11 protein-coding genes and 1 pseudogene are annotated in these 13,353 nt (G+C 44.9%); 9 read left to right on the top strand and 3 right to left on the bottom strand.

All coding sequences use genetic code 11. The features are described from left to right. The first annotated feature begins 45 nt into the window (after positions 1–45). The 5 genes from F6J90_RS11965 (at position 46) to F6J90_RS11945 (ending at position 4,786) form a co-directional block, all read left to right on the top strand. Entirely contained in the window at positions 46–564 is a 519-nt protein-coding gene (locus tag F6J90_RS11965; RefSeq protein WP_071102932.1) for an NYN domain-containing protein, read from the top strand. 88 nt (positions 565–652) lie between these two features. Further along, positions 653–2,278: a 2-isopropylmalate synthase gene (locus F6J90_RS11960; RefSeq protein WP_293094844.1), complete on the top strand. Its 1,626-nt coding sequence runs from the start codon at positions 653–655 to the stop codon at positions 2,276–2,278. A 683-nt stretch (positions 2,279–2,961) separates the two neighbouring features. Next, entirely contained in the window at positions 2,962–3,891 is a 930-nt protein-coding gene (locus F6J90_RS11955; protein WP_293093320.1) for a 2OG-Fe(II) oxygenase family protein, read from the top strand. A gap of 139 nt (positions 3,892–4,030) precedes the next feature. Next, a complete protein-coding gene (locus F6J90_RS11950; protein ID WP_293094842.1) occupies positions 4,031–4,207 on the top strand; it encodes an HAD hydrolase-like protein in 177 nt (58 codons plus the stop codon). Between the two features lie 48 nt (positions 4,208–4,255). Then, positions 4,256–4,786 carry a gamma-glutamylcyclotransferase gene (locus tag F6J90_RS11945; protein WP_293093317.1) on the top strand — a complete coding sequence of 177 codons (531 nt, stop codon included), beginning with the start codon at positions 4,256–4,258 and terminating at the stop codon, positions 4,784–4,786. On the opposite strand, the gene F6J90_RS11940 is transcribed toward F6J90_RS11945, so the two are convergent. Next, positions 4,753–4,887, bottom strand: a complete 135-nt coding sequence (locus F6J90_RS11940; RefSeq protein WP_293093314.1) for a hypothetical protein — start codon at positions 4,885–4,887, stop codon at positions 4,753–4,755. The genes F6J90_RS11945 and F6J90_RS11940 overlap by 34 nt on opposite strands. Positions 4,888–5,140: 253 nt before the next feature. Between F6J90_RS11940 and F6J90_RS11935 the strand changes: the two genes are divergently transcribed. The 3 genes from F6J90_RS11935 (at position 5,141) to F6J90_RS11925 (ending at position 11,291) form a co-directional block, all read left to right on the top strand. Then, a complete protein-coding gene (locus F6J90_RS11935; protein WP_293093311.1) occupies positions 5,141–5,374 on the top strand; it encodes a hypothetical protein in 234 nt (77 codons plus the stop codon). Between the two features lie 642 nt (positions 5,375–6,016). Then, positions 6,017–7,411 carry an AAA-like domain-containing protein gene (locus F6J90_RS11930; protein ID WP_293093309.1) on the top strand — a complete coding sequence of 465 codons (1,395 nt, stop codon included), beginning with the start codon at positions 6,017–6,019 and terminating at the stop codon, positions 7,409–7,411. Between the two features lie 280 nt (positions 7,412–7,691). After that, positions 7,692–11,291, top strand: a complete 3,600-nt coding sequence (locus tag F6J90_RS11925; RefSeq protein WP_293093306.1) for an AAA-like domain-containing protein — start codon at positions 7,692–7,694, stop codon at positions 11,289–11,291. On the opposite strand, the gene F6J90_RS11920 is transcribed toward F6J90_RS11925, so the two are convergent. Beyond that, the gene (locus F6J90_RS11920) at positions 11,260–11,451 is read right to left on the bottom strand and encodes a hypothetical protein (protein WP_293093303.1); all 192 of its coding nucleotides are present in this window, start codon (positions 11,449–11,451) and stop codon (positions 11,260–11,262) included. The genes F6J90_RS11925 and F6J90_RS11920 overlap by 32 nt on opposite strands. Before the next feature lie 18 nt (positions 11,452–11,469). Between F6J90_RS11920 and F6J90_RS11915 the strand changes: the two genes are divergently transcribed. Continuing rightward, positions 11,470–12,048 (top strand): hypothetical protein, encoded by a 579-nt coding sequence (locus tag F6J90_RS11915; protein WP_293093301.1) that lies wholly within the window; start codon positions 11,470–11,472, stop codon positions 12,046–12,048. Here F6J90_RS11915 and F6J90_RS11910 read toward each other — a convergent pair. Next, positions 12,034–12,922 (bottom strand): annotated as a pseudogene (locus F6J90_RS11910) (DUF4351 domain-containing protein). The gene F6J90_RS11915 and the pseudogene F6J90_RS11910 overlap by 15 nt on opposite strands. Positions 12,923–13,353: the final 431 nt, after the last annotated feature.

Genomic DNA, 13,353 nt, shown 5'->3' with positions numbered 1-13,353 from the left:
AATTATATTAAAGATTATATAGAAAATTGTTAGGTTTAAGTAAATATGCATTGTCCACTTAAACGTATGTCTATTTTTGTAGACGGCAATAATATGTTTTACGCCCAACAAAAGAATGGGTGGTTTTTTGATCCTAGGCGAGTTTTGGACTATTTTAAAAATGAGCCTGGTATTACTCTAGTTAATGCATTTTGGTACACCGGACTCAAAGATCCCCAAGACCAGCGGGGGTTTCGAGATGCTTTAATTAGTCTAGGATACACGGTTCGTACTAAAATTTTAAAGGAATATTATGATGATAACTCGGGTCGCTATTCACAAAAGGCTAATTTAGACATAGAAATTGTTGTCGATATGTTTAATACTGTGGAACAGTATGACCGAGTAATCTTGTTTAGTGGAGATGGGGATTTTGAAAGAGCCATTGAATTACTGCGTTCTAAAAATACCCATATTACGGTGGTTTCCACAGAAGGGATGATTGCTAGGGAACTGCGTAATGCCACTGACCGTTATATTGATTTAAATGATGTCCGTGATCAAATTGAAAAAATTGATTCATAGTTATAATTATAAACGAAGCAAACTTTCGGTCTAGTTGGCTGACGACCGTTCCCTTCAAATCACTGACTATCAAGCAATCGAGTTAGTTATGAACCAGCAACCTCAATCAGAGCGCATTATCATTTTTGACACTACCCTCCGGGATGGGGAGCAATCTCCTGGAGCAACCCTCAATGTGGATGAGAAGCTGATTATTGCTCACCAACTGGCACGATTGAGAGTAGATGTGATTGAAGCTGGCTTTCCCTACGCTAGTCCTGGGGATTTTGAGGCGGTGCAAAAAATTTCTGAAGCTGTGGGCATAGAATCTGGACCAACTATTTGTGGTCTAGCACGGGCAAGTCGTGATGATATCAAAGCGGCGGCGAATGCCCTCAAACCGGCAGCTAATGCCCGTATTCACACTTTCATTGCTACTTCGGATATTCATCTGGAGTACAAACTGAAGAAGACTAGAAAGGAAGTGTTAGAGATTGCTCCAGAAATGGTGGCTTATGCGAAGTCTTTTGTGGATGATGTGGAATTTTCCCCGGAGGATGCAGGGCGCAGCGATCCCGAGTATCTCTACGAAGTCCTGGAACGGGTAATCGATGCGGGGGCTACTACGGTTAATATTCCTGATACTGTAGGTTACACTACCCCAAGCGAATTTGGTGGCTTGATTCGTGGGATTAAGGAAAATGTTCCCAATATTGACCGGGCAATTATTTCTGTCCATGGTCATAATGATTTAGGTCTGGCAGTGGCTAATTTCCTGGAAGCAGTGAAAAATGGAGCCAGGCAATTGGAATGCACGATTAATGGTATTGGAGAACGGGCTGGTAATGCGGCTTTGGAAGAGTTGGTAATGGCATTACATGTCCGCCGTCAGTATTTTAATCCTTTCTTCGGACGCCCCCCAGAGTCGAAGGAACCCCTAAGCATTATTGATACTCGTCAGATTTACAAGACATCCCGTCTGGTTTCGAGTCTTACGGGGATGTTAGTGCAGCCGAATAAGGCGATCGTGGGTTCCAATGCTTTTGCTCATGAGTCTGGTATTCACCAGGATGGGGTCCTTAAGCACAAGCTGACCTATGAAATTATGGATGCGGAGTCGATTGGGTTAAAGGAAAATCAGATTATACTGGGTAAACTATCCGGTCGCAATGCTTTCCGTTCTCGCCTCAAGGAGTTGGGCTATGAGTTGTCGGATAATGACCTGAATAAGGCGTTTGTTCGCTTCAAAGAGGTGGCGGATAAGAAGAAGGAGATTACGGATTGGGATTTAGAAGCTATTGTTAATGATGAAGTTTATCAGGCACCGGAAGTGTTTCACTTAGAGTTGGTGCAGGTGTCCTGTGGGGATCGTGCTAATCCTACGGCTACGATTACGCTGCGAACACCTACGGGTGACGAACTTAGTGATGCTGCTATTGGTACTGGTCCGGTGGATGCGGTGTACAAGGCCATTAATCGGGTGGTGAATGTGCCTAATGAACTGATTGAGTTTTCGGTGCAATCGGTAACGGCAGGAATTGATGCTCTTGGGGAAGTGACTATTCGTTTGCGGCACAATGAACGGGTCTATTCGGGTTATGCTGCCAGTACGGATATTATTGTGGCTTCAGCACAGGCGTATGTGAATGCCCTGAACCGACTGTATTCAGCTATGCAGAACGGGAAGTTGAGTAATGATCCTGAGTTATCGATAGGTTCTCGAGCAGGGGTCTGATCTGAAATTGCTATGGAAATATAGCAGTTCTCATACTCATGAGCGACATTGCTTATTCCTTTAAGGCAAAAGGCAAAAGGCAAAAGGCAATATTAAAGAGGGTTTTAACGAAATTAGTGTCAAAGAATGAATAGTGTACCTCATAACTGCGATAAACGCTATACAATGCTTATCTAATATCTAAAAGGCAAACCTCTGCATACTTTTTTCAATAATTGTTCAATAATTGTCCCACTGGTTGAAACGGTGGGATTTCTTTTTGCTGAAATGTTTTTGTTGACCCACATTCCGCACTTTACAGTGTAATACGTAATAATTAGGGCTTATGTGTAGCTTTTATAACACATAAACTCAAAAAAATCCCCAAGCTACACAGGATTAGGGTATTACTTTCTATACTATAAAGTAATCTGCGGAATGTGGGAATGATGACTGACTAGAGAATGCAAATCTTTGCACATCCGATGGTTAACTGCAAGAGCTGCTCTGGGACAGCCTCGATCACAAACAAACTGGTCTACCTATACGCCCTGTTGTTTGTCAAGTACGATGTATAGCGCTACGCGCTATACCAATAAATTCATACTTAAATTCAGCAACGCCCAACATGGGATTACCCTGCTCGGGCACCTTGACAGGGGTTGCAAAATCCTTAATACTCACTGCCATGGCAAAACAGGTTTTTGCAGAAGTGGTTATGGAATCTAAATTCAGTCAAAATGATACCTGATATACAGTACACTGTCACCAATGATATTCAAAAAGTAATTGAAGAAGCGTGCCATGAACTCGGTGCTTTCTATGTCACCCATGATCGGTTTGACAGTGGTTTTGTTGATCAACTCTTTGTCGAGTTAAGGGCATTCTTCCATCTGTCTCAAGGGGCGAAGATGGCATCTAAGGCTGACTTCGACAACTACTACATGGGGTTCCGACCGATTGGCAGCGAGAAAAGTATACTTGGCGGAGACTATGAGCAATGTGAGCAATACAAGCTCGGGTTCGTGAAACGGCTGAACGGTACGAGCTACTCAAATATCTCGGAGCGTCTTTCGAATGATGTCTTTCAAAACAAGACTACTCGGATGTTCTGGGAGAACGTCCGGAAATTCTCCGATTCCCTGCAAGGCTATTTTGCCAGCATTCTTGGTTTCAATGCTGACTATTTTGACCAGTTTATGGACAACCCCCTGCATAACCTTGGTCTGAACTATTATCCTAGTAACCCTGAACCGAAGGACAGACTATTTCCTCATGTAGATTTCAGTATGTTTTCGATTATCATCCAAGAGTCACCGGGGCTCCTCATCAAACCTCGAAGCGGCGACTGGATTGAGGCACCGGTTATGAAAGGTAAGCTCCTAGTCATAATTGGCGAGTACCTAAAACGATGGTCAAACGGGTACCTCTGGGCACCTCCACACAGAGTCAAAGGAAATAGCAGTAAGGAACGATACGCAGTTGTATACAAGCAGCGGCCAAGCTTCAATACCGTTATATCGATTCCGGGAAAACCGGATGTTCATGTCGGAAATTTGTACGAAAAAAAGTTGCAGTCGATCGTTGGAAATTTTCCACAAGCTACGGAGCACAAAACAGCCAATCTGGGTTAGGATGGCAACGCCCCTTCCATAGGTAACGATCCAACACCGCGTCCAGGTCGTGGTAAAGATCTAGTGGTTTGGCTACGGTCTGGTCAAGGTAACGGAAGCTAAAATCACTACTTATTTACCACTACCAATATAATGTTATATCACTACTTATTTATCACTACCCGATGTTGTTGGGGCCAAGACGATTGGTGCGACGTCGATTTTGGTGAGAACTGGCAAGTATGCAGAGCAACGCTTGGCCATAGACGAGACTCAGATCGATTATGAGATTGATTCCCTAGGGGATCTACCAGAGCTTTTAGCTCGGTTGAGTTAGAACCAAGTAACCGTTTTAAGAGGTATAAGTTAGGAAATAGTATTGCGTATGTCAGCTGCCCAGCTAAACACTCACAGAAAACACCAACTTCACACAGAGTCAGGCTTTTACTATTTTGCTTATGGCTCTTGTATGTGTCCAGTAGATTTAAAGCGATCGCTTGGGGAAGATACCCATAATTTTGTGATTGGTACTGCTACCCTCAAGGATTATCATATCGGTTTTTACCGCAAATCTCCAAGTCGTAATTGTGGCACCCTGGATGTGGTGAAAACTCCTGGGTCAATGGTTGAAGGAGTGTTGTATCATTTACCTTGGCGGGTTAGTGAACCTTTGGATTTGCGGGAAGACGTGCCTAGCGGTGGCTATCGACATGAAATGGTAAATGTCCACTGTCAAGATAAGTTGTATCAGGGCGTTCGGACTTATGTGGTGGTGAATAAGTTAGACCGGGAAATGGCTCCTAATGATTGGTATTTCCAGGTGGTACTCCGGGGTGCTGTTACCTGTGGGCTATCTGAGGAGTATTGCTGGAAGTTGTTTGATCATATGCACCAGTTGCAACTAAAGGCGAGCTGAGGATTGCTATTTGAAGTAGGGAGTAGGGAGTAGGGAGTAGGGAGTAGGGAATAGGGAACAGCGGATCTGGGAACAGGGAATAGGGAACAGAGAAAAACCAATTTAAATGCGCATCACCTTACAGCGGTTTGCAATGTACCTAATTGAATTGCAAACCGCTGTTTTATATTTATTTTAATCAAAAAATATAAAAATAAAAACTAGTTTATATTACCAAATTTTCCACCATTAATAAACTCCTAACCCTCTCCAAACTCTCCATATTTCGTAATAAAAAAAATTTATAAATCCCTTGACAATATATTAATTTATAAATATATTAATAATATAAACCATTTACAGGAGTCACGATTCATGACCAAGAACATTCCACCTAGCTCTGATGACAAGAACACCCCAGAAAACCCTGGTCGCAAACCTAAGAAAGTCAAGCTGATCTTAATCGGTTCTCCTGAAAAAGTTTGGAAGACAATTCTTGCCCTTTATGGCCTTAAATACGCCTATCCCAACGAGTGGAGCACTCCGGAGCCTACGGGGAAGCCTGATGAGATTATGACTTTTTTGATTCGCTATTTTTACGTAGACTAGGATAGTAATTTGCCAGGGTTTTGACCCCCTGGCGACCATGAGTGAAACTTGTTTTGTGGAGGTTAGTTTACTGAGTTAGGATGTTGTTGTTTTGAATCAGTTGCTGAGGTAAATGGTAAGTAGTCAGTGGTCAGTGGTCAGTGGTCAGTGGTCAGCCTTCAGCCTTCAGCCTTCAGCCTTTGGCTGATAACTGATCACTGATAACTGATAGTTGATGGCTGATAGCTGATAAGCTCAGCTTTACTTGTAATGGCTTACACAATAGAAATCGGTCAAACATTGGTTAACCAAACCTTGACCGATTTTTTTTGGTAAGCAGTTAGCCGTCAGCCGTCAGCCGTCAGCCGTTGGTCTTGGCCAAAGGCCACGCTACGCGAATGGCTGATAAATGATCACTGATAACTGATAGCTGATGGCTGATAGCTGATAGCTGATGGCTGATAGCTGATAGCTGATGGCTGATAGCTTACGAACAAACTTCACGGTACTTCATGTGGGTGAAGCTCTAAGAAGATATTTGTGATTATTTTTTCACAGATAAACAAAATTTGTGAACTTCTTGTCTCAATCTCGCTCAACTAATCAATAATACTCTAAACTAACTATAGGACTACCTACGGCTCATTTTTACTGTTTGACACGGTGGTGCGTTACGGGACGGATTGTCCTAACACTGGCTACCAATACAATAATGGCTCCCCCGTCCCTAACGCACCCTACGAACATTTACAAAAGCGATCGCTTATGATTAGTAAAGAAGCCTTCGAGCAAAAATTCAAGACCATGCCTCCGAAAAGGCGACAAGTGTTAGAGGCGGTGGTTGGTGGTAAGACAGATGAAGCAATCAGAGACAATGTTCTAGTAGATGTCTATGATATATCTACCGTAAGAAAGCATATTTCTAATCTATATAAAGACTTTGATATTGAAGCTAACGGTTGTAATAGTCGTTGGGAATTAGTTGAAATCGTTAATACCTATAAGCCGGAATTAGTAGCTGAGCAAGTCTTAACAAAATACGAGTTATCTCCTAGACCTAGAGCAACTCAAGAGATATATATTGAGCGCCCACCTATTGAAGGTCGTTGTTACCAGGAAATTGTAAAACCGGGAGCGTTAATTCGGATTAAAGCACCGAAACGGATGGGCAAAACGTTACTGATTCAGCAGATTATCAGTCATAGTGAAAAACAGGGTTATGCTCAGGTTTATTTAAATATGAATGAGCTACCTTTTACTAATTTAGATAGCTTTTTACAGTCGTTTTGTGTACGAGTATCTGATAACTTAGGATTGTCGGATCAGTTAGACAGTTATTGGAAAAAGCGTTTACCCAGCAAGGTAAACTGCAAACGATACTTAGAGCAGTATTTATTAAAGTCTTTAGATAGTCCGGTAGTTTTGTGTTTGGATGAAGTAGAGCAAGTCTTTTCTCATCAAGAGATTGCTGAAGGGTTTCTGACGTTGCTGCGTAGTTGGCATGAAGATGCTAAGAGTAAAGAGGTTTGGAAAAAACTACGGTTGATTGTGGTTTATGCTACAGACGTTTACGTTACCTTACCTACTGAACAGTCACCGTTTAATGTGGGATTACTGATAGAATTACTAGAGTTTACTGAGCAGCAGGTTACGAGCTTTGCCCAGGCTTATGGCTTGAATTTGTCTGGTGATTCAGTAACGAAACTGATGGCAATGGTGGGGGGAAATCCTTATTTATTGTCCCAAGCCTTTGATTATCTCAAGAATCACGAAGCAGCAGAGAAGACACTGGATACTCTTTTGGCTAATGCCCCCACAGAAGCCGGAATTTATGGCAGTCATCTCCGTCAACTGTTAACTAGTATTCAAGACCATCCGGAATTACTGGACGCTGTTAAATTATTAGTTAGTACAACTAAACCGGTGCGCCTGGATGCTACTATCACTCGCAAGTTGGAAAGTATGGGTCTGCTGCAACGCTATGGCAATGATTGTAGTTTGATATCTAATTTGTATCGTCTCTATTTTAGCGATCGCATTTTAGGGAAAAGGGAGTAGGGAGTAGGGAGTAGGGAGTAGGGAGTAGGGAGTAGGGATTCGGGTAATATTATTATTATCAATAGACCAGGAACAGGACTTAAGCAATGCCCCCTAAATCCCCCAATTCTGGGGGACTTTGAGATGATTTACCCGCCCCCTAAATCCCCCAATTCTGGGGGACTTTGACATCACTCCCCATCTCCCCGCGCCCCCGCCCCACACTCCCCACACTCCCCACACTGTTCCCTGTTCCCTGTTCCCTGTTCCCTGTTCCCTATTCCCTGTTCCCTTTCCAACCATGATCAATCAATACTCAACAATCTACAAAGTAGGAGGTAGTTTACCTCAGGATGAACCTACTTATGTGACCAGACAAGCGGATGACGAGCTTTTTCAGGCATTGATGGCTGGGGAGTTTTGTTATGTGCTGAATTCCCGACAGATGGGTAAGTCGAGTTTGCGGGTAAGAACCATAAAACGGTTAAAACAAGAGGGATTTGCTTGCGCGTCTATCGATCTGACCGTGATTGGAAAAGAAGACATCACGGTGTCCATGTGGTATGAAAGTTTGATGATGTTATTGGTGGATGATTTCGAGCTTTTCGGAACATTTGATGAAGACAGTTGGTTAGAGGAGCGTGCTCAAATATCTCCGGTCTTGTGCTTAAGTAAGTTTATTGAGCAGATCGTGTTAACTAGTATTCCAGGAAAAATTGTGATTTTCCTGGATGAAATTGATAGTATTATTAAAGTTAAGTTTAAAGATGATTTCTTTGCGTTAATTAGAGCCTGTTACAATCAACGAGCAGAAAAGCCAGCTTACAATCGTCTCACCTTTTGTTTGCTGGGGGTGGCAACTGCTGCAGATTTAATTCAGGATAAACAGCGCACTCCGTTTAATATTGGTCAGGATATTGAATTGACTGGGTTTACTTTTGAGGAAGCCAAACAGCCGTTGGTTCCGGGTTTGGTAGGTAAAGTTGATAATCCTGAACAGGTGTTAGGTGAAATAGTAAACTGGACGGGGGGACAACCGTTTCTGACTCAGCGGTTATGTCGTTTGGTGGTGCAGACTTGGGAATTGGGAAATAGTCTTTCCCTAGACCAGATCGTGCGTAGACAGATCATTGATAATTGGGAAGCCCAGGATGAACAGGAGCATTTGAAGACTATACGCGATCGCATTCTCAGAAAAGAGCAACGGGCTGGGATGCTGTTGGGTTTGTATCAGCAAGTATTGGATCACGGTTGTCTAGCTGCTGATGGTAGTGAAGAACAGACGGAATTAAGGTTATCGGGGCTGGTGGTTGAGCGCCATGGCTGTTTGGAGGTTAACAATCGGGTTTATGGGGAGGTTTTCAATTCCGATTGGGTCAATCAAGAATTGGCCAGACTACGCCCCTACTCTGAGGCGTTTACCGCTTGGGTTGATTCTGGGTTTAAGGATGAGTCTCGATTGTTGCGGGGGGGAGCATTAGAGCAGGCGGAACAATGGTCGAGGGGAAAAGCCTTAAGCGATTTGGATTCCCAGTTCTTAAGAGATAGTCAGGTTTTAGATAAGCGAGAAATCCAAAAGGCTTTGGCTGCTGAGAAAGAGGCTAGTGAGATATTAGCTAAGGCTAAAGAACAAGCCCAGTGCATCATATGCACTGGGGGAATTGTACTGGGTGTGTCCTTAGTTGTGGCAAGTGTTGCTGTGGTGACTCTAATCAAAGCTACACAACAATTAGAGGAAGCGAAATTCGTCACACTAGTAGAACGGCAAGGGCGTAGTATTTTACGACAGTTACCGGATAATAATGTTTACTATGGCCCCAGTACAAGAGGGGAAACGCTTTTGTATGAGGCCATGGAGACTGGGCAAGACCTATTGGATAGAGTAACAGATGGTCGCCCCCTGGAGCAATATCCTACTACTATTCCTCTATATGCTCTCCACCAGAGTATTAGTCAATTTCGAAAAGGGGCTGTGCTCACCGGCCATCAGTCCTCGGTAGAGAGTGTAGCCTTCAGCCCGGATGGACAGAGGCTGGCCACGGCTTCATGGGACGACACTGCCAGAATTTGGGACAACCAGGGCAATCAAATCGCCGTGCTCACCGGCCATCAGGACTCGGTAATAAGTGTAGCCTTCAGCCCGGATGGACAGAGGCTGGCCACGGCTTCACGGGACGGCACTGCCAGAATTTGGGACAACCAGGGCAATGAAATTGCCGTGCTCACCGGCCATCATGACAGGGTATTTAGTGTAGCCTTCAGCCCGGATGGACAGAGGCTGGCCACGGCTTCATTAGACAACACCGCCAGAATTTGGGACAACCAGGGCAATGAAATTGCCGTGCTCACCGGGCATCAGGGCTGGGTATTTAGTGTAGCCTTCAGCCCGGATGGACAGAGGCTGGCCACGGCTTCATCCGACGGCACCGCCAGAATTTGGGACAACCAGGGCAATCAAATCGCCCTGCTCACCCGGCATCAGTCCTCGGTAGAGAGTGTAGTCTTCAGCCCGGATGGACAGAGGCTAGCCACGGCTTCATCCGACGGCACTGCCAGAATTTGGGACAACCAGGGCAAGGAATTAGCCGTACTCAGAGGGCATGAGTCCTCGGTAGAGAGTGTAGTCTTCAGCCCGGATGGACAGAGGCTAGCCACGGCTTCATCCGACGGCACTGCCAGAATTTGGGACTTACAGGGACATGAATTAACTGTGCTCACCGGCCATCAGTCCTGGGTGTCCAGTGTAGCCTTTAGCCCCGATGGAAAGACGCTGGCCACTGCTTCATGGGACGACACTGCCAGAATTTGGGAATTACAGGGCAATGAAATCGCCCTGCTCACCGGCCATCAGTCCTCGGTAGAGAGTGTAGCTTTCAGCCCGGATGGAAAGATGCTGGCCACTGCTTCAGATGACAACACTGCCAGAATTTGGGAATTACAGGGCAATGAAATCGCCCTGCTCACCGGCCATCAGTCCTCGGTAGAGAGTGTAGCTTTCAGCCCGGATGGAAAGAAGCTGGCCACTGCTTCATCCGACAATACTGCCAGAATTTGGGACAACCAGGGCAATGAAATCGCCGTGCTCACCGGGCATCGGGACGAGGTATGGAGTGTAGCCTTCAGCCCGGATGGACAGAAGCTGGCCACTGCTTCAATGGACAAAACTGCCAGAATTTGGGACAACCAGGGCAATGAAATCGCCCTGCTCACCGGCCATCAGTTCTGGGTAAATAGTGTAGCCTTCAGCCCGGATGGACAGAGGCTGGCCACTGCTTCATCGGACCACACCGCCAGAATTTGGGACAACCAGGGCAATGAAATCGCTGTGCTCACCGGGCATCATGAGAGGGTATCAAGTGTAGCCTTCAGCCCGGATGGACAGAAGCTGGCCACTGCTTCAGCAGACGGCACTGCCAGAATTTGGGACTTACAGGGCAATGAAATCGCCGTGCTCACCGGGCATCGGGACGAGGTATGGAGTGTAGCCTTCAGCCCGGATGGACAGAAGCTGGCCACTGCTTCAAAGGACAACACTGTCAGAATTTGGGACAACCAGGGCAATGAAATCGACGTGCTCAGAGGGCATCAGGACGAGGTATATAGTGTAGCCTTCAGCCCGGATGGACAGAGGCTGGCCACTGGTTCAGCAGACGGCACTGCCAGAATTTGGGACTTACAGGGCAATCCATTAGGCGTATTCACCGGGCATCAAGACTGGGTAAATAGTGTAGCCTTCAGCCCGGATGGACAGACACTAGCCACTGCTTCACGAGACGGCACTGCCAGAATTTGGAAGGTGGAAAGTTTAGGTGAGCTGCTAGCTAGGGGTTGTGACTTGCTGGAAGATTACTTTGTTAGGAATCCTGGAGCTAAAGATAAGTTATGGGTATGCGAGGAATAGGCAAGAGGCAAGAGGCAAGAGGCAATAGCTTCACAGGCAAGAGGCAATAGGCAATAGGCAATAGGCAATAGGCAATAGGCAATAGGCAATAGGCAATAGGTTCAATGTTGAGGTTCAGAGGTTCAAGGTTGAGGTTCAGAGGTTCAACAACGGTATTCAAATCCTCACTGTTGAGGCAATGAGGCTCAACAACGGTATTCAAATCATCGACGTTGAGGCAATGAGGCTCAACCACGGTATTCAAATCATCAACGTTGAGGCAATGAGGCTCAACCACGGTATTCAAATCATCAACGTTGAGGCAATGAGGTTCGTTCACGAGGCAATGAGGCTCAACCACGGTATTCAAATACTCACGGTCGAAGTCCAGATACTCGTCCACGAGTCTCTGAGACTGGTCCACGAGACTCAAATACTCGTCCACGATATTCAAATACTCGTCCACGAGTCTCTGAGACTGGTCTACGAGACTCAAATACTCGTCCACGATATTCAAATACTCGTCCACGAGTCTCTGAGACTGGTCCACGAGACTCAAATACTCGTCCACGAGACTCTGATATTCGTTCACGAGGCTCTGAGGCTCGTTCACGGTATTCAAATACTCACGGTTGAGGTTCAGATACTCGTCCACAAGATCCAGATACTCAAGGTTTATATTCAAATACTCAAGGGAGAGGTTCAGAACCCACTCGATCAGGTCTTGATAGCACGGCTTTTGAGTGCGACACCTAACCGGATTTTACTTATCCGTTAACTGGTTCAACCAATTGGTCAAATCCACTTCGGTTTCAAAATCTAACAACGCTTCTCCTAAATCTTCTAACTGGTCAAAGGATAATTCCTCAATTTGATTTTGTAATTGGGGATTAAGGTGACCTAGGCGACGGTTAATTTGACGGATAATTAACTTAACCTCATTCCGCTTGCCCTGTTCTAATCCTTGGCGAATAATTCGTTGATAAACTACTGACTCTTGCATCATATCCTCCCTAAAATAGGCTTGAATTAACTGCTCATCAAATTTCACCCCAGCCAACAGTTGCACGCAAGCAGATAGGTTACGCTGCTGTTGTCTATCTTCAATCATATCGATTCTGGCTGCTACTTGGGATAGCAAGGTTTCTGGCACTTCAGTTTGTGCTAACACGGCCAACGGTAGTAACCCTGGGGTGGTAAGTAATGGTTGTGGATCACATTCCCAAATCCGAATCACCCGGTAGCGGAAGGATAGGTTCCTCTCGGTAAATTGATTGACAAATACTCCGGCTAATCGGGTTGGTTTCAGGAATATTATTACCTGCTCAATGTCTTGATGCAGTCGCTCATGGGGGAAACCCCCAAGACCGCGCTGCATCGCTATCACAGCGATACTGGCGATATAACCTGACCCAATAATCAAGCATCCGCAGGGGTAACGGAGGTTCAGATTGGGGTAGAGTTTGAAATTCCAAATGCAAAATAGCATCAGCAACTCGCACAAAAAACAAGGCATCTGCCCGAATAGGTTCTGTGCTTAATTCGGTGTTGAGAATTTCGATATCCTGTGTTGGTTGCTGGTTCCACAACCAGCGGGTAAAGGCTTGGGGATATTTTTCAACTAAATATTTGAGAGTACTGTCGTAAGTCATTACATATAAAAGAGAACTAAGTCAATTCTGGTTAACTAATCGAAAAGAGGGTTAAGAGCCACAAATTCGACGACTCACTCGAACCTATCCCAAATCATCTTCCATAAAGTCAGGGTAAGGTACGTCGGAAATATCGGCAATTTAACTAACTCTTGAAATCCCCAGTAAACCCCGACAATCCTTAACGGGAGTTCGGGGTATAAAACCTAAGAAAATCAGGGTTTTTATTGGGTAATATTATTCAATTTTATCACAGTTATTAACCAGAATATTAGTCGAAATTTAGTGAATAAATTTAAGAGTTTTTTCGCTATAATCGGGAGGGGGATCGGTGTTGATAGGCTGACTTAACTCAAATTTTATTCAAAACAGTTTTTTCCTCAACCATCCCCATAGCCCATAAGCTAATAGCTAATAGCTTACCCTTCACT

Source organism: Moorena sp. SIOASIH, assembly GCF_010671925.1.
In the GTDB taxonomy this organism is placed as follows: domain Bacteria; phylum Cyanobacteriota; class Cyanobacteriia; order Cyanobacteriales; family Coleofasciculaceae; genus Moorena.
This window is presented reverse-complemented; position numbering and strand designations above follow the sequence as displayed.

Coding starts and splice junctions, on each gene's coding strand:
- F6J90_RS11965 (WP_071102932.1), top strand. CDS start 46: ATGCATTGTCCACTTAAACGTATGTCTATTTTTGTAGACGGCAATAAT.
- F6J90_RS11960 (WP_293094844.1), top strand. CDS start 653: ATGAACCAGCAACCTCAATCAGAGCGCATTATCATTTTTGACACTACC.
- F6J90_RS11945 (WP_293093317.1), top strand. CDS start 4,256: ATGTCAGCTGCCCAGCTAAACACTCACAGAAAACACCAACTTCACACA.
- F6J90_RS11935 (WP_293093311.1), top strand. CDS start 5,141: ATGACCAAGAACATTCCACCTAGCTCTGATGACAAGAACACCCCAGAA.
- F6J90_RS11925 (WP_293093306.1), top strand. CDS start 7,692: ATGATCAATCAATACTCAACAATCTACAAAGTAGGAGGTAGTTTACCT.
- F6J90_RS11915 (WP_293093301.1), top strand. CDS start 11,470: ATGAGGCTCAACAACGGTATTCAAATCATCGACGTTGAGGCAATGAGG.